The 23,136-nt window shown below is 58.8% G+C and carries 22 protein-coding genes; all 22 read right to left on the minus strand.

Features of this window, described 5'->3' with window-relative positions; all coding sequences use genetic code 11:
• Positions 1-275: 275 nt before the first annotated feature.
• Positions 276-614 carry a P-II family nitrogen regulator gene (locus ORY85_RS03740; RefSeq protein ID WP_274571300.1) on the minus strand — a complete coding sequence of 113 codons (339 nt, stop codon included), beginning with the start codon at positions 612-614 and terminating at the stop codon, positions 276-278.
• A 59-nt stretch (positions 615-673) separates the two neighbouring features.
• Positions 674-1,183 carry a TPM domain-containing protein gene (locus ORY85_RS03745; RefSeq protein WP_274571299.1) on the minus strand — a complete coding sequence of 170 codons (510 nt, stop codon included), beginning with the start codon at positions 1,181-1,183 and terminating at the stop codon, positions 674-676.
• The gene (locus ORY85_RS03750) at positions 1,183-2,055 is read right to left on the minus strand and encodes a YgcG family protein (RefSeq protein ID WP_274571298.1); all 873 of its coding nucleotides are present in this window, start codon (positions 2,053-2,055) and stop codon (positions 1,183-1,185) included. The genes ORY85_RS03745 and ORY85_RS03750 overlap by 1 nt, the downstream gene beginning before the upstream one ends.
• 67 nt (positions 2,056-2,122) lie before the next feature.
• Positions 2,123-2,707 carry a LemA family protein gene (locus ORY85_RS03755; protein WP_274571297.1) on the minus strand — a complete coding sequence of 195 codons (585 nt, stop codon included), beginning with the start codon at positions 2,705-2,707 and terminating at the stop codon, positions 2,123-2,125.
• A gap of 31 nt (positions 2,708-2,738) precedes the next feature.
• Entirely contained in the window at positions 2,739-3,953 is a 1,215-nt protein-coding gene (trpB, locus tag ORY85_RS03760) for a tryptophan synthase subunit beta (protein ID WP_274571296.1), read from the minus strand.
• Complete coding sequence (locus ORY85_RS03765) at positions 3,950-4,870, minus strand: DMT family transporter (protein WP_274571294.1); 921 nt, start codon at positions 4,868-4,870, stop codon at positions 3,950-3,952. The genes trpB and ORY85_RS03765 overlap by 4 nt, the downstream gene beginning before the upstream one ends.
• Positions 4,871-5,612: 742 nt before the next feature.
• Entirely contained in the window at positions 5,613-6,872 is a 1,260-nt protein-coding gene (rho, locus tag ORY85_RS03770; RefSeq protein ID WP_274571293.1) for a transcription termination factor Rho, read from the minus strand.
• A 252-nt stretch (positions 6,873-7,124) separates the two neighbouring features.
• Positions 7,125-7,565: a DUF4124 domain-containing protein gene (locus tag ORY85_RS03775; RefSeq protein ID WP_274571292.1), complete on the minus strand. Its 441-nt coding sequence runs from the start codon at positions 7,563-7,565 to the stop codon at positions 7,125-7,127.
• 32 nt (positions 7,566-7,597) lie between these two features.
• Positions 7,598-9,514 (minus strand): ATP-binding cassette domain-containing protein, encoded by a 1,917-nt coding sequence (locus ORY85_RS03780; protein WP_274571291.1) that lies wholly within the window; start codon positions 9,512-9,514, stop codon positions 7,598-7,600.
• A 59-nt stretch (positions 9,515-9,573) separates the two neighbouring features.
• A complete protein-coding gene (locus tag ORY85_RS03785; RefSeq protein WP_405030341.1) occupies positions 9,574-10,611 on the minus strand; it encodes a pseudouridine synthase in 1,038 nt (345 codons plus the stop codon).
• 139 nt (positions 10,612-10,750) lie between these two features.
• A complete protein-coding gene (scpB, locus tag ORY85_RS03790) occupies positions 10,751-11,341 on the minus strand; it encodes an SMC-Scp complex subunit ScpB (protein ID WP_274571289.1) in 591 nt (196 codons plus the stop codon).
• A 150-nt stretch (positions 11,342-11,491) separates the two neighbouring features.
• The gene (locus ORY85_RS03795) at positions 11,492-12,046 is read right to left on the minus strand and encodes a GNAT family N-acetyltransferase (RefSeq protein ID WP_274571288.1); all 555 of its coding nucleotides are present in this window, start codon (positions 12,044-12,046) and stop codon (positions 11,492-11,494) included.
• Between the two features lie 52 nt (positions 12,047-12,098).
• Positions 12,099-13,061, minus strand: a complete 963-nt coding sequence (ylqF, locus tag ORY85_RS03800; protein WP_274571287.1) for a ribosome biogenesis GTPase YlqF — start codon at positions 13,059-13,061, stop codon at positions 12,099-12,101.
• Positions 13,062-13,133: 72 nt separating this feature from the next.
• Positions 13,134-13,997: an RNase adapter RapZ gene (gene rapZ, locus ORY85_RS03805; protein ID WP_274571286.1), complete on the minus strand. Its 864-nt coding sequence runs from the start codon at positions 13,995-13,997 to the stop codon at positions 13,134-13,136.
• Positions 13,978-15,009, minus strand: coding sequence for an HPr(Ser) kinase/phosphatase (gene hprK, locus ORY85_RS03810; RefSeq protein WP_274571285.1), 1,032 nt, complete (start codon positions 15,007-15,009; stop codon positions 13,978-13,980). Before hprK ends, rapZ begins: the two co-directional genes overlap by 20 nt.
• 1 nt (position 15,010) lies before the next feature.
• Positions 15,011-15,460, minus strand: a complete 450-nt coding sequence (ptsN, locus tag ORY85_RS03815) for a PTS IIA-like nitrogen regulatory protein PtsN (RefSeq protein ID WP_274571281.1) — start codon at positions 15,458-15,460, stop codon at positions 15,011-15,013.
• Positions 15,461-15,726: 266 nt separating this feature from the next.
• Positions 15,727-16,944, minus strand: coding sequence for a sugar MFS transporter (locus tag ORY85_RS03820; protein WP_274571279.1), 1,218 nt, complete (start codon positions 16,942-16,944; stop codon positions 15,727-15,729).
• 149 nt (positions 16,945-17,093) lie between these two features.
• Positions 17,094-18,770 carry a glucose-6-phosphate isomerase gene (gene pgi / locus ORY85_RS03825; protein ID WP_274571332.1) on the minus strand — a complete coding sequence of 559 codons (1,677 nt, stop codon included), beginning with the start codon at positions 18,768-18,770 and terminating at the stop codon, positions 17,094-17,096.
• Between the two features lie 121 nt (positions 18,771-18,891).
• Positions 18,892-19,737: a MurR/RpiR family transcriptional regulator gene (locus ORY85_RS03830; protein WP_274571278.1), complete on the minus strand. Its 846-nt coding sequence runs from the start codon at positions 19,735-19,737 to the stop codon at positions 18,892-18,894.
• A 103-nt stretch (positions 19,738-19,840) separates the two neighbouring features.
• Entirely contained in the window at positions 19,841-20,839 is a 999-nt protein-coding gene (locus ORY85_RS03835; protein ID WP_274571276.1) for a glucokinase, read from the minus strand.
• Positions 20,820-21,521 carry a 6-phosphogluconolactonase gene (gene pgl, locus ORY85_RS03840; RefSeq protein WP_274571275.1) on the minus strand — a complete coding sequence of 234 codons (702 nt, stop codon included), beginning with the start codon at positions 21,519-21,521 and terminating at the stop codon, positions 20,820-20,822. The genes ORY85_RS03835 and pgl overlap by 20 nt, the downstream gene beginning before the upstream one ends.
• A gap of 171 nt (positions 21,522-21,692) precedes the next feature.
• Positions 21,693-23,132: a glucose-6-phosphate dehydrogenase gene (gene zwf / locus ORY85_RS03845; protein WP_274571274.1), complete on the minus strand. Its 1,440-nt coding sequence runs from the start codon at positions 23,130-23,132 to the stop codon at positions 21,693-21,695.
• Between the last annotated feature and the right edge of the window lie 4 nt (positions 23,133-23,136).

A 23,136-nucleotide genomic window follows, 5' to 3' on the forward strand; every position in this document is an offset into this window, starting at 1 on the left:
AAGAATCCGACCTACATCTTCCTAAGAAACGTAGGTCGGATACTCTGTATCCGCCCCCCGACAGAACTACCGAATCACGCCGTGCATCTCGAATAACCGCCCTATCCGGCCAATCAATATTCCAACCGGATTGCCGGATTCAAGAATCCAACCTACATCTTCCTGAGAATTGTCGGATTCCAGAATCCGACCTACGCAAACTCAATACAAAAGGCCGTCTGAAAACGCGGGGAATCGGTTTTCAGACGGCCTTATATATGACAGGCTTCACCCGTTTACACGGCCGCATCGCCGCGTTCGCCGGTACGGATACGCACCGCTTCCTCTACCGGCAGAATAAAGATTTTGCCGTCGCCGATTTTGCCCGAATGCGCCGTTTCGACAATGACCTCGACCGCACGTTCCGCCAAATGATCGGCCAGCACCAGTTCCAATTTGATTTTCGGCAGGAAATCCACCGCATATTCTGCCCCACGGTAAATTTCGGTATGCCCTTTCTGGCGGCCGAAGCCCTTGACTTCGGTTACCGTCATGCCGGTAATACCGATGTCGGTGAGGGCTTCGCGCACATCGTCGAGTTTGAAGGGTTTGATAACGGCTTCGATTTTTTTCATGATGTTGTGTTCCGGTTCGAATAATGGGGAAAGAAACAGAAGATTCAGACGGCCTGAATCTAACGCAAAACGACTTCGTTGGGCAACTCGTCCGGCCGCGCCGAACCGTCGCACGGCAGATGACGCTGCAAAATCGCATCTACTTCAATCAAACCGAGTTTCAGGCCTTCGATATAGTCGCCGCGCCGAAAGGCACGCAGCATGACATCACAGGCCGCCTGCCACTCGGCATCTGCCGCTTTGCCGCCGATACCGCGGTCGGCCACAATTTCCACCGCATGATCGGCAAAGGACACATACACCAGCACGCCGCTGTTGTGTTCGGTGTCCCACACGCCCAATTCGCCGAACCACTGCCAGGCGCGTACACGCGGCTGCAGGCCGGTGAGAACGGCCGCCGTCGGATAGCGTGATTCGACCACAAAACGGATCTGCCCCAAATGGCGCGCTTCCGAATCGGCAATCCGTTCGGCCACGCGTTGCAGCTTCGCTTGCGGAAAATGATGCGCTACCCGTGCGCGCGGATGCAGCCAGTGCTGCCAGAGCCGTTTGAGACGGTTTGTTTCCATTACCAACCTCCTGATGCACCGCCGCCGCCGAAGCTGCCACCTCCGCCGCCGAATCCGCCACCGCCAAAACCACCTCCGCCGAATCCGCCGCCGTGCCAGCCGCCGCGCGAACCGCGTCCGCGCCCGTTACCGGCCGAAACAAACGCCCCGCTGCCCAATGCCAAAGCCAGAACCGCACTGCCTGCCGCCGCCAAAACGGCAATCAGCAGACCGCCCCCCGTCAGGCCGACCGCCAGAAAAACCAGTCCTCCGGTGGCCAGACTGCCCAAAAAACGTCCGCATACCGCCTGCAAAAAACCGGTCAGGAAAAACGGCAGGAACAGTATCAAAAACCAGTCCACACCTGCGGACTCATCTGCCCGTTCCGCTTCCGGCAGGGCTTCGCCCGCAATCAGTTTTTCAATCTGCCCTACGGCGGCGGCAATGCCTTCATCGGTTTGCCCCTGTTGCAGATAGGGGCGCAGCACGTCTTCCAGAATCCGCTTGGCGTAAACATCGGGAATCGCACCCTCCAAACCGCGCCCCACCGCCAGATGCGTTTTGCGCTCGTCGCGCACCAGCAGCAGCAAAACGCCGTCGTCAATGCCTTTGCGGCCGGGCTGCCAGTCGGCCATCACCCGCGCCGCATAGTCGAACGGCGTTTCCGGCGCAACCGCCGGTACGGTTAAAACCACAATCTGACTGCCTTTTTCCCGACTGTACTGCCGCAGCCGCGTGTCCAGCATTTCCCGCCCCTGCGCGCTCATCATACCGGCCGTGTCCATCACCGGCGCGGTCAGTGCGGGAACCGGCGTCAAATCGGCGGCAAACAGCAGGCAGGAAGTCAGGCACAGCAGCAGGAAAAAGCCAGTTTTGCGTAAAACAGCGTGCATACATATCCTTTTGGCGCGACAAAACAGCATCTTTCAGACGGCCAAACGGCAGAGGCCGTCTGAAAAATCAAAACTGTACTTTGGGTGCATTGGAAACGGCCGCTTCGTTTTCCACCGTAAACTGCGGGCGCGGCTGCATACCGAAAATCTTGGCGGTGATATTCTGCGGGAACCGGCGCAGCGTCGTATTATAAGTCTGAACCGCCTTGATATACTGGTTGCGCGCCAAGCCGACGCGGTTTTCCGTGCCTTCCAACTGGGCTTGCAGATCACGGAAATTCTGATCGGCTTTCAGTTGCGGATAGTTTTCCGATACCACCAGCAGACGCGACAACGCGCTGCTCAATTCGCCCTGCGCCTGTGCGTACTGTTTGAGTTTGTCCGCATCGGCCGCATCATCGGCCGTCATCTGAATGCTGCCTACTTTGCTGCGCGCTTCGGTGACCGCCGTGAATACCTGTTCTTCGTGTGCGGCATAGCCTTTGACGGTATTGACCAGATTCGGAATCAGATCGGCGCGCCGCTGGTACTGGTTCAGCACTTCCGACCATGCGGCATTGGCCGCCTCGTCTTGGGTCTGCATGGTGTTGTATCCGCAGCCGCTCAGCAGCGATACGCTCAATACGGCCGCAGCCGTCCATTTTTTCAACATTCGTTTATCCTTTCTCTGTTGTGCCTATCCGTCAGTCCGTCTGCTGTGCCAACCGTTCCAGCACAAAATCAATGTCTTTGTCACCCCTTCCCGACAGATTGACCAGCAACCGTCTGCCCGGCCCCAATTCGGCTGCACGGCGCAATGCGTATGCCACGGCGTGCGACGATTCGAGCGCGGGAATAATGCCCTCTTCGCGCGACAAAACCATAAAGGCATCGAGACATTCCGCATCGGTGACCGTTTCATAGCGGGCACGGCCGCTGTCTTTCAGATGGCAGTGCTGCGGGCCGACGCCGGGGTAATCCAAACCGGAAGCAATGGAATGCACGGCGGCAGGGGTGCCGTCGGTCTCTTGCAGGTAGTAGCAGTTGAAGCCCTGAATATGGCCGAACTTGCCCAAAGTCAGGGTGGCGGCGTGGCGGCCGGGTTTGTCCAGCCCTTCGCCTGCCGGTTCGACGCCTACCAGCGCGACATCTTTGTCGTCGATAAAGGCATTGAACAAGCCCAGCGCGTTCGAGCCGCCGCCCACACAGGCAACCACTTCGTCCGGCAGGCCGCCGTAGGCCGTCTGAAACTGTTCGCGCGCTTCGTGGCCGACAATGGATTGGAAATAAGCCACCATTTCGGGATAAGGCGCAGGGCCGACCACCGATCCGATGGCAAACATACTGTCGTCCAACTGCGCCATATACGATGCAAACGCGCTGTCCACTGCTTCTTTCAGCGTACCCGCACCCGCCGATACCGGCACGATTTCCGCACCCAGAATCTTCATGCGCGACACATTGGGGTGTTCTTTGGCCATATCGACCACGCCCATATGGATTTCGCATTTCAAACCCAATAACGCCGAGGCAGTCGCCAAGGCCACGCCGTGCTGTCCCGCACCGGTTTCGGCGATCACTTTTTTCTTGCCCAGCTTTTTCGCCAGCAAGACTTCGCCGATACAGTGGTTGATTTTGTGCGCGCCTGTGTGGTTCAAGTCTTCGCGTTTCAGATAAATGTCCGCACCGCGTTCGGACAGCGTGCGCGCATGATAAATCGGGCTGGGGCGGCCGACATAAGTGGTACGCAGCCGCTGCATTTGTGCAATAAAATCCGCATCGCAGACTATTTTCCGGAAACCCGTTTCGATTTCCGCCAGCGCACGTGCCAGCTCAGGGTGGCCGATTTTGCCGCCGTGACGGCCGAACAGGCCGTCTGAATCGGGGCAGACCAATGCGTTTAACTGTTCCTGAATCATGTTGATGTTCCTTTGTCTTTCTGTTTTTCCGCAGCATCGGGCCGCTTGCCGTACCATGCTGCCAAAATACCCGATGTAACGATAACGGCCATACCCATCCACTCCATCACATCAATGCGGTCGCCCTGCCAAAACATACCGGCCAGCGACGAAAACACAACAGTCAGATACGCCAGCGCGGATACGGTAAACTTCCGCCCCACGCGGTAGGCGTGCGTCATGGCCAGTTGTGCCGCAAGCGCGGCGGCACCGATACCCGCCAGATACGGCAGCGACTGTACCGGCGGCAGCTGCCAGCCCGCAAGCCATGCCCACAATGCAGAAAACAGCGTCCCCACCAGCGAAAAATACAGCACCACCCGCCAGGCCGGCTCCCCCAGCAAAGACAATTCGCGCACCTGCATATACGCCCAACCGGCCAATGCCCCGCCGCCCAACCCGGCCAGCGCCGCCCATTCCTGACCGCCCTGCAAAGAAGGCTGCAACAGCAGCACCACGCCGCCGAAGCCCGACACCAGCAGCAGGCCGTCTGCCGTACGGATACGCTCTTTCAAAACCAGCAGCGAAAACAGCGCCAGAAACAGCGACGAGGTATAACTCAACGTTACCCCCGTACCCAGCGGCAGATGCACCACGGCATAGAAAATACCGAACATCGCCAAAGTGCCGGAGAGACTGCGGCTCAAATGCGCGCGCATATGCGGCGTCGCCAACGGCTTTTTGCGCAGCACCGCCCACGCCCCCAGCACCAAAGCGGAAAACAGCATCCGCCAGAATACCAGCTCTCCGCTGCCGAAACCGAAACGGCGGCCGGCTTCCTGCACCCATAAATTCATTAAGGTAAACAGCAAAGCGGCCGCCACCATCCAGGCGGAGCCGATTGGGTCTTTTACGGAAGCAGGCGGTTGCGGATTCATACACCGAATCTTACATGAGCCTGCAAAGCGGCACAACGGCAGGCCGCAGGCTGATACCCTGCGCGGCCAATCCGCTGCTTTCCTGCCATTCTCTCCATTACCGTTTCACACCGCACAACGGACTTTCAAAACCTATTAAACCGCGCGGTTTTTAACACCTTTTCGGGCAACCTTTGACACCCGGCCGGCAGATGTAAACGGGTTAGCCGCGCAACGGTGTTCCAAAACCCTCCGTGTTCCGCACGGCTTTCTGTTTCTGCCCCGTTTGGCTGCTGCCTGTTTTGCAGTCATGACCGGACACCGGCCCGCCGCCGTTTTTCGGCGTTTTGTCACGCGGATGCCGTACACCGATTAGAGCCGTCCGGTGCGGAAGGCCGCAGACCCGAATCTGCATCAGAGATAAGGAGACAAGTCGGATACGGAGTATCCGACCTACATATCTGTTCCGACAGCGAAGACCGCCCGATACGGAAAACGGAAAGTAGGTCGGATTCTCGAATCCGACAGATTCAGATCGGAATCTGTCGGGCAAAAGAAGCAAAGCGAAAACATTCTGGCCGTCTGAAAACCGTAAAATGCGGATTCAGACGGCCTTGCCGTATGCGGTACTTGGCAGGAAAAACCGGCCGGATTCCTACATCCGGCATATTCCGACTCTTCCCTCTTTTAGCGGATTAGCAGCATGAAGGCCGTCTAAATCCGCATTTTACGGTTTTCAGACGGCCTGTATGGTTTTAAAGGCTTATTTGCCGCGCATCATTTCAAAGAAATCGTTGTTGTCCTTGGAAGCTTTGAGTTTGCCCACCAGAAACTCGGTGGCTTCCAAATCGTCCATCGGATGCAGGAACTTGCGCAGCAGCCACATCCGTTGGAGCTGATCGTTGGGTACCAGCAGCTCTTCGCGGCGCGTACCCGATTTGTTGATGTTGATGGCGGGGAAGACGCGTTTTTCGGCGATGCGGCGGTCGAGGTTGAGCTCCATATTGCCCGTACCTTTGAACTCTTCAAAAATCACATCGTCCATGCGGCTGCCGGTGTCCACCAATGCCGTGGCGATAATGGTGAGCGAACCGCCTTCCTCCACATTGCGTGCCGCGCCGAAGAAGCGTTTCGGGCGGTGCAGCGCATTGGCATCCACGCCGCCGGTGAGGATTTTGCCCGATGCGGGCACCACAGTGTTGTAGGCGCGCGCCAGGCGGGTGATGGAATCGAGCAGAATCACCACGTCTTTTTTGTGTTCGACCATACGCTTGGCTTTTTCAATCACCATTTCGGCCACCTGCACATGACGCTGTGCCGGTTCGTCGAACGTGGAGGCCACCACTTCGCCGCGCACACTGCGCGACATTTCGGTAACTTCTTCCGGCCGCTCGTCGATCAGCAAAACAATCAGCTCCACATCGGGATAGTTGGCGGTAATGGCGTGGGCAATGTTTTGCAGCATCACGGTTTTACCGGTTTTCGGCGGTGCCACCAGCAGCGCGCGCTGGCCGAAACCGACGGGAGATACCAAATCGATGGCGCGGCCGGTGATGTTTTCTTCGGCCTTGATGTCGCGTTCGAGTTTGAACTGCTTGGTAGGAAACAGCGGCGTGAGATTTTCGAACAGGATTTTGTGTTTGCACACTTCGGGGTGGTCGCCGTTGATGCTGTCCAGCCGCACCAGCGCAAAATAACGTTCGTTGTCCTTGGGTACGCGCACGCTGCCCTCGATGGTGTCGCCCGTGTGCAGGTTGAAACGGCGGATTTGGTTGGGCGAAACGTAAATATCGTCGGGGCCGGCCAGATACGATGTATCGGCACTGCGCAGAAAGCCGAAACCGTCGGGCAGGATTTCCAGCGTGCCGGAACAGGTGAAACTTTCGCCCTGCTTCATCATCTGGCGCACGATGGCAAAAACCAGATCCTGTTTGCGCAGCCGGTTGGCGTTTTCGATTTCTAATTGTTCGGCCTGTGCCAGAAGTTGGGAAATGTGTTGGGTTTGGAGTTCGGAAACGTGCATAAAAAAATCGGTTGGTTGGGTTGGACAGATTCAGTCGGACCGGACGGCACGGAAACCGGCTTTCGAGGCCGTCTGAAAAAAGACGGACGGCCGTTTGCGGCCACAGTATCGGTATATAACGGAAATGCTGTACAGACAGGATAAAGCAGAAACGGGAACATCAGACAGGCCGGCGGTTTGACACGTGCAATGAAGTGGCCTGCGGCAAAAACGGGCTGAATTGTACCATGCCGCCGTGCGGTGTCAAGACGGCTAACGGCGGCCGATTTCGCGCGCCAATGCTTTCAGGTTCAACCGTCTGTCCTGCAAACGGCCGCGCCACAGCCGTATCTGTGCCGCATCGCCGCTGGCCGAAGCATCGGCCAGTGCCTGTTGTGCCTCGGCTGCCGCCCGCTGCTCGTCAGCCAGCTCCTGCAATAAAATCTGACGGCGGCTGTCTGTGCGTGCCCCGCTGCGGGGTAGCTCAGGCCTGCTGCCGGAAACGGGCGGCGGTATGCCGGCACGGCTGCGTGCCCGGTGTGCCTGAGGCGGAATTTCCCGGTAACTGCCGATCGGCGGTAGAGCGGTACGGTAACAGTTTTCGCCCGGCCGCGAAGTATACACGGTCACGCCGCCGCTTTCGCAGCGGTACACCGCCGCCTGCACCGGCAGGCTGAGCAAACAGCCCAGCCACACCCAACCGATCCGTTCCATACCCCGCCCCTCCGTCATCAGACCGAAAAACGCTAGGCCGAAAAAAACGCTTCGATTTCGGCCGCAATCCGCTCACTTTCTTCCTGCCACGCCAGCCAGTCTTCTTCATGCTGCTGCGCGCGGCTTTTGGCATCGGCCAATTCGGCCAGCACCTGCTGCAAACGCGCTTTATTGGCTTCGTCATAAGCCGTTTCGTCGGCCAGAAAGGCTTCACAGGCCGTCTGAATCTCCGCCAGCTTGGCCATTTCTTTTTCCGCCCGGTCGATTTTCTGCTGCAACGGTTTCAAACGGCGCGATTTTTCCTGCCGCATCTGCGCTTCCTGCCGTTTGGCATCTTTGCGGTCCCGTCCTTGTGCCGACACGGCAGGCACGGCGGCGTTTTCGCGTGCCAGCCGCCATTGGCGGTAGTCGTCCAAATCGCCGTCGAACGGTTTCAGACGGCCTTCGTCAATCAGCAGGAAACTGTCGGTGGTGGCTTCGAGCAGGCTGCGGTCGTGCGAGACGACAATCAGCGCGCCCTGAAAACTCTGCAAGGCCAGCGTGAGCGCGTGGCGCATATCCAAGTCCAGATGGTTGGTCGGCTCGTCCAGCAGCAGCAGGTTGGGTTTCTGCCACACCAGCATCGCCAGCGCCAGCCGTGCTTTTTCGCCGCCGGAAAACGGCGCGACGGCTTGCAGCGCCGCATCGCCCGCAAAATTGAAACCGCCCAGAAAATTTCGGATATCCTGCTCACGCGCTTCGGGCGACAGTTGGCGGATATGCCACAGCGGGTTTTGGTCTTCGCGCAGGGTGTCGAGCTGGTGTTGGGCGAAATAGCCGATATTGAGCTTGTCTGCTTTGACCATCTGTCCGCTCTGGACAGCCAGTTCGCCCGCCAAGGCTTTGATAAAGGTCGATTTGCCGCTGCCGTTCACGCCCAGCAGGCCGTAGCGCGCGCCGCTTTCCAGCGACAGCGTGATGTTGTGCAGTACTGTGGCCGCACCGTAGCCCAAATCGGCCTGTTCCAGTTTCAGCAGCGGATTGGGCAGATGATCGGGATTATCGAAGCTGAACTGAAACTCGCTGTCCAGATGCGCGGGGGCGATGCGTTCCAGCTTGGCCAGTGCTTTCATGCGGCTTTGTGCCTGCACGGCCTTGGTGGCTTTGGCTTTAAAGCGGTCGATAAACGACTGTAAATGCTTGATGTGCGCCTGCTGTTTGACATAGGCCGAATGCTGTTGCGCCAGACGCTGTGCGCGCTCGTTTTGATAAAAATCGTAATTGCCGCCGTAGAGGGTCAGTTTCCGGCCGGAGAGTTCAACGGTGCAGTCGGTGGCGGCGTTGAGAAAGTCGCGGTCGTGGGAAATAATGATTTGCGTGCACGGCAGATTGGCCAGATGGTTTTCCAGCCACAGCACGGTTTCCAAATCCAAGTGGTTGGTCGGTTCGTCCAACAGCAGCAGATCGGCGCGACACATCAGCGCCTGTGCCAGATTCAGGCGCATCCGCCAGCCGCCGGAAAAGGCTTTGACGCTTTTGGCGTGCTCTTCCTGGGCAAAGCCCAAACCGCTCAGCAGTTTGGCCGCGCGGGCGGGCGCAGTATAGGCATCGATTTCTTCCAGTTTGGCATGATATTCCGCCATTTTCATACCGTCGTTTTGCGCTTCGGCTGCCGCCAAGGCCGTCTGAAATGCCTGCAATTCGGCATCGCCCTGCAACACATAATCCAAGGCGGAGCAGTCCAGCGCGGGCGTTTCCTGCGCCACAGCCGCGATTCTCCAGTTTTTGGGAATCAGCACGTCACCGCCATCAGGCGCGATTTCGCCTTTTATCAGGGCAAACAGGCTGGATTTGCCGCTGCCGTTTTTACCGATCAGTCCGACACGGCGGCCGGGATTGACCGTGAGGCAGGCCTGTTCCAGCAGCACTTTCAGGCCGCGTTGCAGACTGAGGTTTTTCAGTTCGATCATAACAGTATCCGGCAGGGTACAGCCGTTTTCAGACGGCCTGGCTCAACGTGAAAAGCGGTTTATCGGCGGCGGCGCTCGCCCGGCAGCGGCATATCCGCCCATTTGACGATATTGGCCACTTCCGCCGGGTTCAGCTCGTAAAACTGGCCGCGTTTGAGGCGGTTCGGCAGGGCTATCGGGCCGAAGCCCACCCGCACCAGGCGGCTGACGGTCAGCCCCTGACTTTCAAAAATACGGCGCACTTCGCGGTTGCGGCCTTCCTTAATCACCACGCTGTACCATTTGTTCACGCCTTCGCCGCCGTTCTCGCGGATGCGCTCGACTTTGGCCAAACCGTCTTCCAGCATCACACCCTCCGTCAACAGGCGGATTTGATCCGCAGTCAGCGCACCCAGCGTGCGCACCGCATACTCTCGCTCGACTTCAAAACTCGGGTGGGCAAAACGCTGCACCAGCTCGCCTGAGGTAGTGAGAATCAGCAGGCCGCTGGTATTGATGTCCAAACGGCCGATGGCCACCCAGCGGCTGCTGGCCGTCTGCGGCAGACGGTCGAAAATGCTCACGCGCCCCTGCGGGTCGTCGCGCGAAACGATTTCGCCTTCCTGCTTGTAATAGAGAATGATGCGCGGCAGGCGGTCGGCCCATTTGAGTTTGATCGGACTGCCTTTTACGCTTACCTGATCATCGGGCGTGATTTTGTCGCCCAAAGCGGCCACGCGGCCGTTTACCGTGACCCAGCCGTTGCCGATCCACTCTTCCATTTCGCGGCGCGAGCCGACACCGGAAGCGGCCAGTACTTTTTGCAGCCGCTCGGGCGCAAAACGCGACAAATCGGCGCGTTTTTCCTTCAAATCGCGCGCGCGCTCCATGATTTTGCGGTTCGGATTGCGCACCACCAGTTTTTTGGCTTTGGCCGCCCGCTGCCTGGGCGCGGCGGGCGTTTTCACTGGGGTATCTGCCGTCTGAAAACCCTTTTGGGCACGGCTTTCAGACGGCCTCTCGGCCGCCGTTTTTTTCACGGCTGCTTTTTTCGGCTTGGATGCCGTACCGTCGCGCCATTCGCGCTTGCTGATTGTTTTTTTGGACATCTGTTTCATTTCCTGAAAACCCTGCCGTCAGGCAAAGTGTGGTTTCTGTACGGACGGTTGAAATGCCGGCCGGCGGCCTATCGTTTTTGATGCGGCCGGATTTAGCCGGCATCTGGTACAACCGGCAAACCATCGGCCGTATCCGGCATCATGCTGCCGTTGTCCCCTCCGGCTCTGCCGTACCGCCATCTGCGGATTCGACCCAATCGGGCAGCACCAGTTCGCCCAATTCGGTCAGCGGCGGCAGTTCGGCCAGACTGTCCAGCTGCAAGTCGCTGAGAAAGGTATCGGTGGTCGCCCATAAAGAAGGCCGCCCGATGCTGTCGCGCTGGCCGATGACTTCAATCCAGCCCCGCTCCTGCAAGGTCTGCATGACGTTTTGCGATACGGCCACGCCCCGTATCTCTTCAATATCGCCGCGCGTAACGGGCTGCTGGTAGGCAATAATCGCCAGCGTTTCCATCACGGCGCGCGAATAGCGCGGCGTACGCTGTTCCTGCAAACTGCCCAGACGTTCGAATGCGGACGGCGCGATTTGGAAACGCCAGCCTTCGTGTGTGTGCATCAGTTCCAGCGCACGTCCGTGCCAGCGCGCTTTCAGTACGGCCAACACGTCAATCAGTTTGCCGGCCGACAGCGGCGGATCGCACAGTTCGCGCATGGATTTTTCGCTCAACGGTTCGGTTTGCGTGAGCAGTGCGGCTTCAATCAGGGCATCGGGGGAAAGTTTGTCGCTCATGTGTCGGTTGCGGCCGGAAGGCCGTCTGAAAAACAGGTTTCGGCGGCCGGACGGTGTACGGCGGTTCGGCCGCCCTGTTGCGGAAACGCCGGAGCAGGCAACCCTGAAAAAGGATACCGGTACAGGCAGGCGGCACGGTTTCAGACGGCCTTATCCGTCCAGGCGTTTGGCCAGCTCGATCATCCGGATGCTGCCGTTTTTCGGACAACCGTAGTTTTCTTCATCGCGCAGCACGCGCTCGCTGCCTGTGGCCTGATAGCCGCGCCTCCGGTAGTAGGCCAGCAGTGCTTCGCGCCCGGCGACGATTTCCATTTTCATCCAGCCTTGGCGCAGATGGCGGCGGGCAAAATCTTCCACTTGGCGCAGCATTTCGCCGCCTATGCCCTGCTGCTGGATAGCGGGGTGGACGGCCGCCATTTCGACACAGGCGGTACGCTCCGGTGCGGCCGGATCCAGCCACACCACAATACAGCCCAGCAGACTGCCCGGCGTATCGGCTTCTCCCGGCAGATTGTCGAATACGAAAAAATAACGCCGTCTGTCGGCCAGCATGGCTTCGACGGCTTCTGCCGACACCCGCTCGCCGGCGATGATGTCGGCTTCGGTCGTCCAACCCTCGCGGCCCCGGTAGCAGGTATTGAGCAGTTCGACAATGGCTGCAATATCGTCTTCATCGCCGATACGCAGCAGAAGTTGTGGATTCATGGTTTCCCCGTTCGCTATTCCGTTTTCTTTTTAGTTAGCGGTATCCCCGCTTTCAGACGGCCTCTCCGTCTTCCTGCGGCCGGTGGCGGTGCCCGCCTTTGCGTTCGGCTTTGCGCTGCTCGCGGGCGGCTTTGAGCGCGGCTTCGTTCCTGCGGGCGGCTTTCAGCCATGCCTCCCACTGGTTCGGCGTTTCCAGCGTGATGCGGGCGATATGGCCGTCGCGGAAGTCGCTTAGCACGGCTTCGGCGGCTTTCTGGTAATTGATGCGGCCGCCGCCGAGCAGCGCGCCGCGTTTGCGGCCTATCCATTCGAGCCAGGCTTCATCGTGCCAATGGCTGCTTTCGTTTTTATCGGCCGCATAGCGCGCCTGCAAATCGGCCGGATAATGACGGCGCAGATAGTCGATCAGCTGTAAGGCCACTGCTTCTTCGTCCAAAGCATTGCGGCCGACGGCACCGCCTGCGGCCAGATTATAGCCGCCCTCTTCCACTATGATTTTCGGCCACAGCATACCCGGGGTATCGTACAGCCAGAAATCGTCGGCCAGAAACAGACGCTGTTCGGCTTTGGTGATGCCCGGTTCGTTGCCGGTTTTGGCCGATTTTTTGCCGATCATGCCGTTAATCAGGGTGGATTTGCCGACATTGGGAATGCCGCAGATTAATACGCGCAGCGGTTTGTCCACCCCTTTGCGGTTCGGCACCAGCGCGCGGCAGGCGGCAATCAGTTTTTGTGCGGCCTGACGGTCGGATGCGTCCAGTGCGATGGCACGGGTGTGTTCGCGCGCATTGAATGCGGCCAGCCACAAATCCGTGCGTTCAGGATCGGCCAAATCCTGTTTGTTGAGGATTTTGAGCTTGGGTTTGTCCCTGGACAGCTGTGCCAAAAGCGGGTTTTCGCTGGAAGCGGGCATACGCGCGTCCAGCACTTCGATGACCATATCCACGCTTTTAAGGCGTTCGATGATGGCTTTTTTGGCCTTGTGCATATGGCCGGGATACCATTGGATTGCCATATTTTTCCGTTGTACTTTTCTTTTTCAGACGGCCTTGGCGGCCGGGGCCGTCTGAAAAACCTGTCGGGTCTGTCAGCCTGCCTCACGCGGCAGCGGAACCAGCTGGCGGTGGCGCACCAGCACCTGATAATGCCGGCGCAGGCGTTCGGCCAAAGCCTCGGCCACATACACCGACCGGTGCTGGCCGCCGGTGCAGCCGATGCCGATGGTTACATAACTGCGGCTCTCCACCGCCGACTGCGCCAAACGGCGCAGCATAAACTGTTCGATGTCGCCGATCATTTCATCCGCCTCCGGCCGGGCGGCCAGATACTGCCTGACCGGCTCGTCCAAGCCGTTGAACGGGCGCAGGGCGGTATCGTAATACGGATTGGGCAGGCTGCGCATATCGAACAGAAAATCGATGTTTGACGGCACGCCGTACTTGAATCCGAACGATTCCAGTACCACCATCAGGCCGTTTCGGCCGCTGTCCAGCCACTGCTGCACGGTATAGCGCAGCTGCTGCGCATTCATTTTCGACGTATCGATGCAGTACGCCCATTCCCGCAACGGCCACAGCCATTTGCGCTCGCGCACCAGACTTTCTTGAAGCGACAATCCGTTCTCGGCAGCGAGCGGGTGGCTGCGGCGGGTTTCCGAAAAACGGCGCAGCAATACCTCCTCGGCCGCTTCGAGAAACAGCAGCTCCACCCGGTGCCCCCCTTGGCGCAGCAGACGGCTCTGCACCCGCAGACGGCCGATATTGGGACGCGAGCGGATATCGACGCTCACCGCCAGATTCTGCCCGCCGCCGCCGGCGATATGGTGGCGCACCAAATCCGGCAGCAGTTCCAACGGCAGATTGTCCACGCAGTAATAGCCGGTGTCTTCCAGCAGCCCCAAAGCCACCGATTTGCCCGAACCGGACAAACCGCTAATCAGAATAATCTTCACTGCGGTTCCCGTCCTCTTTCATCATGTTCTGATGACGCTCCAAAAATTCGCGCGTGCTGTCTTTGCCCCTCAATTGCAGGACATAATTGCGCACCGCCGCTTCCACCAGCACCGCCAAATTGCGCCCCACCGCCACCGGCAGCGTGACCGCGCGCACACTGACATCTAAAATCGACTCAGTCTCCGTGCGGATACTCAGACGGTCGAGCTGCTTCATATAATCGTCGTCGGCAGGTACCAGGTTGATAATCAGTTGGAGCATTTTTTTCGGCCGTATCGATGTTTCGCCGAAAATATGGCGGATATTGAGTACGCCCAAACCGCGTACTTCCAAAAAATCGCGCAGCATCGGAGGGCAGCGGCCTTCCAGCATTTCCGGGCCGGTGCGGTAGATTTCCACCGCATCGTCGGCAATCAGACTGTGGCCGCGCGAAATCAGCTCCAACGCCAGTTCGCTTTTACCCAGACCCGACCGGCCGGTAATCAGTACGCCGATTTCAAACACATCGAGAAACACGCCGTGCTTGACCGTAGAAACGGCTAGGGTGCGTTGCAGATAAATCCGCAGCACGTCCATCAGGTGCGGGCTTTCCAGCTTGGAAGTCAAAAGCGGGATTTGGTTGGTATGGCAGTAATCGCGCAGCATGGGCGAAACCGGCAGACCGTTGGCGACAATCACTGCCGACATCGGAATGTCGAACAGACTGCCGAAATCGCCCGCTTCCGTTACGGCCTGAATCTGGCGCAGCGGGCGGGTTTTGGCGACGATGGTGGCCAAATCGTCGATATTGTCGATACCCGACTCCATCAGGCGCAGGAATTCGGCTTCGGCCGCACCGATGACCTGAACCTGATTGGGGTGGATAAAATTCAAATGGCCGACCAGCGCCAAAACGGGCTTGTCGGCCTCAATCCCGATGCGGTTGTCCGCACCCGCCGTTCCGGCCGCCCAGGCCAACTGCAATTTATGCTGGTTGTCTTGATACAGACGGCGTACGGAAATGCTCGGCATATTATTCTTCTGCCAGCAACTGCCGCACGTCTTCCGGCGCGGCGGCATTCATCAGGCTTTCCCGCACGGCTTTGTCGGAGAATTTTGCCGCCAGCTTGGAAAGCACTTCCAAATGTTCGCCGGTGGCGTTTTCGGGCACCAGCAGTGCCACCACCAGCGATACCGGTTTGCCGTCGGGTGCATCAAACGCCACCGGTTCCTGTGTGCGCACAAAAACGCCGACGGCTTTTTTCAGCGAGGCCAGACGGCCGTGCGGCACGGCCACACCCTGCCCCAATCCCGTTGTGCCGAGTTTTTCGCGGGCGAACAGGCAGTCAAACACTTCTGCGCGCGACAGTCCCGCTTCGTTTTCCAGCAGCAGGCCGACCTGTTCGAACAGGCGTTTTTTGCTGCTGACTTCTGCATCCAGAATAATGTGGGACACGGGCAGAATGGCACTAATCAGGCTCATAAAAATATTCTCTATCGGTGCGCAAACAGGAGCGGATTTTACCGACAGTTTGCACCGGCGACAACCGTCGAAGCGGTTTTTACACGCACCTTCCGCCACTGTCGGACAGCACGCGGAACGCAGTCCGGGCTCCCGCGCTTTCCGCACCCGGCAGTATTTGGCAGATGCCGCACAACCGGCAGTTGCGGCAACCGGCAGGCAAAGGCCGTCTGAAAAACCGGTGCTGCCGTTTTCAGACGGCCTGGCCGTATGCGTTTACCTGCCCGTCAGCGGGCACGGTATCCTTTCAGGCCGAAAAACAGGATATAGAGGTAGCACACGACCGGCACGGCAAACGAAACCAGCAGGCCGAAACGGTCGGCGGCCAGCCCCTGAACCACCGGCACCACCGCACCGCCGACAATGGCCGTGCAGATAATGCCCGACGCCTGACCGGTGAACCGCCCCAAGCCTTGGGTGGCCAGGGAGAAAATCGTCGGGAACATAATCGAATTGAACAGTCCCACCAGCAGCAGCGACCACATGGTTATTTGGCCGCCGCCTGCCGCAATGGCAAGGGAAACCAGCACTGCGGCGGCAACGGCATGAAAGGCCAGATACCGGTTGGGCGCGATTTTATTCATCAGTGCCGAACCGATAAAGCGGCCGGCCATCGCACCGCCCCAATAAACCGACAGATACAGTGCGCCGGAACGGTGGTCCACACCCGCCGCTTCTTCCAATACGTTAATCATCAGCGAACCGATGGCGACTTCCGCGCCGACATAGCAGAAAATCGCCAGCGTGCCGAACACCATATGGCGGTACTGCCAGACACTGTTTTTCCCGTCGCGGCTCTGTCCCGTTTCCCGGACGGCCGGTTCGCGCACATCGGGCAGGCGCAGCATTTTGACCGTGGCGGCCAACAGCAGCAGGAAACCGGCCAGACCCAGATACGGTATCTGCACCGAAGCCGCCCGTTCGGCCCCGCCCGCCGAGGCATCGACAAAAATCAGCACCGCCCCCAACGGCGGCGCAATCATAGTCGCCAGCGAATTAAACGCCTGCACCAGCGTGAGCGTGGTGGATTCTTTTCCCGGCTTGGCCAGCAGCGTGACATAAGGATTGCCCGCCACCTGCAACAGCACGATGCCCGAAGCCAAAACAAACAGCGCTCCCAGAAATACCGGATAAGAATGGCTGCCCGCAGCAGGATAAAACAGCAGGCAGCCTGCGGCGGCAATCAGAAAGCCGCCGACCACCCCGTTTTGATAGCCGATTTTTTCCACCAGTCTGCCCATCGGCACCGACATGACAAAGTAAGCGGCAAAAAAGCAGAACTGCACCAGCATGGCCTGCGTATAGGTCAGGTTGAAAATGCCTTTGAGGTGCGGAATCAGAATATCGTTCATGCAGGTGATGAAGCCCATCATGAAAAACAGGGTCGTCAGCACGCCGAGCGCGAAGGAATGGTTGCCCGCAGGCTTGGGGGGTTGATGGTTCATAATCACTTTCACAGGTTTTCCGGCTGTCAAGGCCGTCTGAATACGGCCGAAACAAGGTTTTGATGCAAGACGGCAGCCATGTATATCGGCCGGATGAAACAATCCGGCCTGCGGTTTTCAGACGGCCTTATTGCGGAACCGGCACATTCTTAAGATTCGGCCAAAGCCTCACAGGTGCCGTCGGTGTCGCAGTTGGCCCGGCGGTAGAGGCGGATCAGACGCTCGGTGGAACTGTCGTGCGCCTGCGGCGGCAGTTTGCCGTTCAATTCGGCCAGAATGGTTTTCGCCAACTGCTTGCCCAATTCCACACCCCACTGGTCGAAACTGTTGATGCCCCAAATCACACCCTGCACAAAGACTTTGTGCTCATACAGCGCAATCAGGCTGCCCATATTGCGCGGATTGACTTCGTCGAGCAGAATCATATTGGTGGGACGGTTGCCGGAAAAGGTTTTATGCGGCACCAGGCGCTCGATTTCGTCTTCGGGCAGGTTCTGTTCTGCCAGCTCGGCACGCACTTCGTCGGCGGTTTTGCCGCGCATAAAGGCTTCGGCCTGCGCGAAAACGTTGGACAGCAGGATTTCGTGATGGCCGGGCAGGTTGCTGCGCTTGGTCAGACCGGCGATCAGATCCACCGGCGTGATGTGCGTGCCCTGGTGCAGCAGCTGGAAAAAGGCATGCTGGCCGTTGATGCCGGTTTCGCCCCAGATAATCGGGCCGGTATCGCAGGATACCGCCTCGCCGCCGCGTTTGACCTGTTTGCCGTTGCTTTCCATATCGAGCTGCTGGATAAACTGGGGCAGGCGGTGCAGGTGTTGGTCGTACGGCGCAATCACATGGCTGCCGCCGCCGTAGAAGTTGATATACCAGATGCCCACCATCGCGAGAATGACCGGCATATTGCGCGCCAACGGCGCGTTGAAAAAATGCAGATCCATCAAGTGCGCACCGGCCAGCATTTCCAGAAAGTTCTCTTCGCCCAGATACAGCATAATCGGCAGGCCGATGGCCGACCACAGGCTGTAACGGCCGCCCACCCAGTCCCAAAATTCAAACATATTGGCCGTATCGATGCCGAACTCGGCCACCGCCTGCCTGTTGGTGGAAACGGCAACGAAGTGCTTGGCGATGTCTGCTTCGCACGCTTCGCGCAAAAACCATTCGCGCGCGGTGTTGGCGTTGGTGATGGTTTCCTGTGTGGTAAAGGTTTTGGAAGCAATGATAAACAGCGTGGTTTCGGGGTGGACACGTTCCAGCACATCGCGCAGCTGCGCACCGTCCACATTCGATACAAAATGCATTCTCAGGCGCGGGTGACCGAATGCTTTGAGCGCGGTACACATCATCTGCGGCCCCAAATCCGAGCCGCCGATACCGATATTGACCACATCGGTAATCACTTGGTTGGTGTAGCCCAGCCACCGGCCGCTGCGCACCGCATGGCTGAACTGCCCCATATGCGCCAGCACACGGTTGACCTGCGGCATCACATCTTCGCCGTCCACCGTAATCGGCGTGTTGGTACGGTTGCGCAGCGCAATATGCAGCACCGAACGGTGTTCGGTATTGTTGATTTTTCTGCCGGAGAACATATCGCGGATACGCTCGGGCAGGCCGGCTTCTTCGGCCAGGCGGATCAGGCCGTCCAGCGTTTCGTCGTTGATGCGGTTTTTGGAAAAATCCAGTTTCAGGCCGCCCACTTCCAGCCAGTAACGCTCCGCCCGTTCGGGATCTCGGGCAAACAGGTCGCGCATATGCCAGTGCCGCGCGGTTTCAAAATGCTGCTGCAAAGCCTGCCACGCGGGCAGTTCGACAGGATAATTCATCATCATGTTCCTCGTTTGGTTGGCGGATGACCGGCATCCTCCCTGCCGGTCAGGCCGCCCGGCGGTTATGGAGACGGCAGGCCGTCCTCCTTTTCCCTTTTCAGACGGCCTGCGGGGCGTATTATCCGGCGGCGCCCCTGCGGTGGCTGTGGATACTGCGCTTGCCTTTTTCCAATTGCAGGCTGGCGGTTTCGCCCAACCGCAGTGCCAGGCCGATGGCCAGAATATCGATGACGGTCAATTGCAGCAGGCGCGACACCATCGGCGTGTAATGGTCGCTGTTTTCATTCGGGCTGACTTGCAGCACGCAGTCGGCCAGACGGGCCAGCGGCGAGCCGCCGCGCGTAATGGCCACCACCGATGCCCCGCTCTCTTTGGCCTGGCTGACCGCATCCAAAATTTCAATCGACGAACCGGAATTGGAAATCACCACCAGCACATCTTCTTCGGTCAGCACCGAAGCGGCCATCAACTGGATATGCGGATCGGCATAAGCGACGGTGGAAATGCCGAAGCGGAAAAATTTATGCTGTGCGTCCTGCGCCACGATGCCGGAATTGCCCACACCGTAAAACTCGATGCGGCGGGCATGGGTCAGCATGGCGACGGCCGACTCCAAATCGGCTTCGTCCAGCTGGCGGCGCGCACCGAGAATCGAGGCGGCCGTATTGCCCAGCACTTTGTCCATCACGCTGCCCATGTCATCGTCGGCATTGAGTTCTTCGTGCACATACGGCATACCGTCGTGCCCGATGCTGGCCGAGAGGGCCAGTTTGAATTCCGGCAGCCCCTTGTAGCCCAAACTGCGGCAGAAACGGATGACCGTCGGCTGGCTGACCGTTGCCCGTTCGGCGATTTCGGCCACTGCGGCGTGGACGAACCATTTCGGTTCGGCCAGCGCGCATTCGGCTACTTTGCGTTCCGCTCCGGAAAGGCCGCCCAGCAATTCACTGATTTTCATTAGCATGACAATTCCCCTATTTTTTTATCGTTCTTCCACTCGGATTCAGACCGCTTCCCTTTGCGTCCGTCTGAAAACCGCCAAATGCGTTTGCCGCTTTTCAGACGGCCTACACCAAACCTTTTGCAGCCAATTCGTTTTCCAATGCCACTGCCGCCCCGGCAATACCGGGATAATCGGCCAATACGATATAGACCGGTATGGCCGCCAGATAGCCGTCGAAGCGGCCTTTGTTTTCGAAGCGGTTGCGGAAGGGCGAAGATTTGAAGTAGTCGATAAAACGCGGAATAATGCCGCCGCACAGATACACACCGCCGCGCGCACCCAGAGTCAGCGCGAGATTCGACGAAACTGTTCCCAGCATGGCGCAGAAAATATCCAGTGCCAGACGGCTTAGCGGCGATGTGCCGCTCAACGCGCGCTCGCTGATTTCCGCCGCGCTCATTTTCGGCCGCTTCACGCCCTCGCGCTCGCACAGGGCTTCGTGAATCAGCACCAGACCCGCACCGCTCAGGAAACGTTCGGCCGACACATGGCCGAAACGGCGTTTGGCAAACTGCCAGATTTGGATTTCGGTATCGTCAAACGGCGCGAAACTGACATGGCCGCCCTCGCCCGCCAATGCCGTATAGCCGCCGCGCCCGTTCGGAATCAGGCCGCTCACGCCCAAGCCCGTCCCCGGCCCCAAAACGGCTTTGGGCGCACCCGCCACCGGTTCCGTACCGCCGACCTGAATCAGCCCCGCAGCGTCCATTTTGCTGATGGCCAAAGCCTGCGCAGTAAAATCGTTCAGCAGCAGCAGGGTTTCCAAACCCAGTGCCTGACGGGTGGTTTCGACCGAAAACGCCCAATGGTGGTTGGTCATCTGCACCCAGTCGCCGACAATCGGGTTGGCAATAGCCAGCGCGGCGTGCCTGACGGGCGGATTGCCCGCCCGGCCGAGATATTCTTTGATGGCGGCCACAACCGTGTCATAGTCGTTGCACGGCAGCACATCGACATGCTCGATCCGCTGCGGCGCGGTTTCCAAGGCAAAACGGGCGTTGGTGCCGCCGATGTCGGCCACCAGGCGCGGCCAAGTGCCGTGATCAGTCGTGGTAATAGACATGGCAGTCCGCTTTCTCCGAATGTAAAACACAGCTGACGGGATAGGCCGGATTTTCGGCGGCGGCCGCCTGTCCGTACACGCGGCGTTTTTCCGCACCGCCGATGGCCAGATACACCCGGCCGGCCGCTTCGATTTGCGCCAGCGTCATGGAAATGCGCTCATGCGGCGCGGTTTGCGGCGTGGTGTGCAGCAGCGGTTGCGGATAGTCGCGGTTCAGGCCGTCGGCCAATTGCGGCGACTGCGGAAACAGCGAGGCGGTATGGCCGTCGCCGCCCATACCCAATACCGCAACGTCGGGACGGCGGTAATGCTTTAAGGCATAGGCGACAGCGCGCGCGGTATCGGCCAAATCCGCCGCGTCCGCACCGTCGTCAATCACGGGCAACCATTGCGCGGCCGCCGCACGGTTTTGCAGCAGATGCGCCCGCACCAGACGGGTGTTGCTGTCTTCATGATCCGTCGGCACCAGCCGCTCGTCCACCAGAGTTACACTCACCTTGTCCCACGCCAAATCCTGTTGCGACAAGGCCTGAAAAAACGCAATCGGCGAACGGCCGCCCGATACGGCCAGCACTGCTCCGCCCTGCGCCGCCAAGGCTGCACGCAGATCGGCAGCCACCGCACCGGCCAAAGCCGCCGCTGCGCTTTGCGCATCGGGAAACTCATGCCACTGCACACTCATTACTGCATCCTTTCTATTTTGTGTTTTCCGTCATACCGCAAGGCCGTCTGAAAACGGTGATACACTGATCCGGCACATTTCAGACAGCATATCCACCGGCCGCCCCATTTCATCAATATCTCAAAATTTCCGCCGTCGGTTTTCAGACGGCCTCCGGTCTTATTTCGGACATCAGTCCTGATCTTCCGCCCATGCGTCGCCGTTGGCCGCCAATAACGCGCGCGCCGCCTCCGGCCCCCAACTGCCCGCCGGATAGCCGTGCGGCGGCACATCCGAAGCCGCCCAGTTGTCCAGAATCGGCATCACCCACGCCCACGCCGCTTCGAGTTCGTCGCGGCGGTTGAACAGATTCAGCCGTCCGGCAATCACTTCGCACAGCAGCAGTTCGTAAGCGTCGGCACGGCGGCCGGGCAGGCTGTCGGCCAGATTCAGCACCATTTCGGCCGGTACGGCATTCAGGCCGCTGCCGGTTTCTTTTACCCACAGTTTCACGCGTATTTCTTCCTGCGGTTGCAGCGAAATCGCGATACGGGCGGGCGTTTTGCCGAACAGGCCGTCTGAATCCGCCTTGAAATTCACAACGATTTCGGCCGTTTTGGCCGCCATGCGTTTGCCGGTACGCAGATAAAACGGCACGCCCGACCAGCGCGGATTGTCCACCGCCGCTTCGATAGCGACATAGGTTTCCGTTTGACTGTCCGCTGCAACACGCGGTTCTTCGATATACCCTTTTTTGCCTGCAGCAGCCGTATACTGCCCGCGCACCACTTTGTGCCCGACTTCGGCCTGATCCATGATGCGCAAGGCCTGCACCACTTTCAGCTTTTCGTCGCGCACATCGTCGGCCGACAGGCTTTTCGGCCGCTCCATCGCCACAAAACACAACATCTGCATCATATGGTTCTGCACCATATCGCGCAGCGCGCCCGTGGCATCGTAAAACTCGCCGCGCTCTTCCACGCCCAGCTCTTCGGCAATCGTAATCTGCACCGAACGGATAAAATCACGGTGCCACACCGGCTCGAAAAACGGATTGGCAAAACGCAGCGGCAACAGATTTTGCAGGCTTTCTTTACCCAGATAATGATCGATGCGGTAAATCTGGTTTTCTTGGAAATACTGGGCCACATCACGGTTGATAGCACGGTTGGAAGCCAAATCCGTTCCCAGCGGTTTTTCCAACACCAGACGCACATTTTCGCCGTTGAGGCCAACTTCCGCCAGCGCGCGACAGGCAGCGGCAAAAAATTTCGGCGCGGTGGAAAGATAGACTACTACGTTATCCGTCTGCGGGCGCGCCTTTACTTTTTCGGCCAGCGCGGCAAAATCCTGCGCACGGGTAACGTCCAGCGAAAGATAATCGATGCGCGCCACAAACGATGTCCATGTTTGCCCGTCAAGGTTCTGTTTGATATGGATTTTGCTGTCTTTTTCCACTTTTTCCACAAAGGCGGCACGGTCAAACGCGCTGCGGCTCACGCCCAAAATGCGGCCTTCGGGGTGCAGCAGGCCGGCCGCATGTGCCTGATACAGGCAGGGCAGCAGCTTGCGCATCGCCAAATCGCCGGTGGCTCCGAACAAGACCAAATCAAAGTTTGTCAGCTTATCCATAATG

Source organism: Neisseria leonii, from assembly GCF_028776105.2.
Taxonomy (GTDB): Bacteria; Pseudomonadota; Gammaproteobacteria; order Burkholderiales; family Neisseriaceae; genus Neisseria; species Neisseria leonii.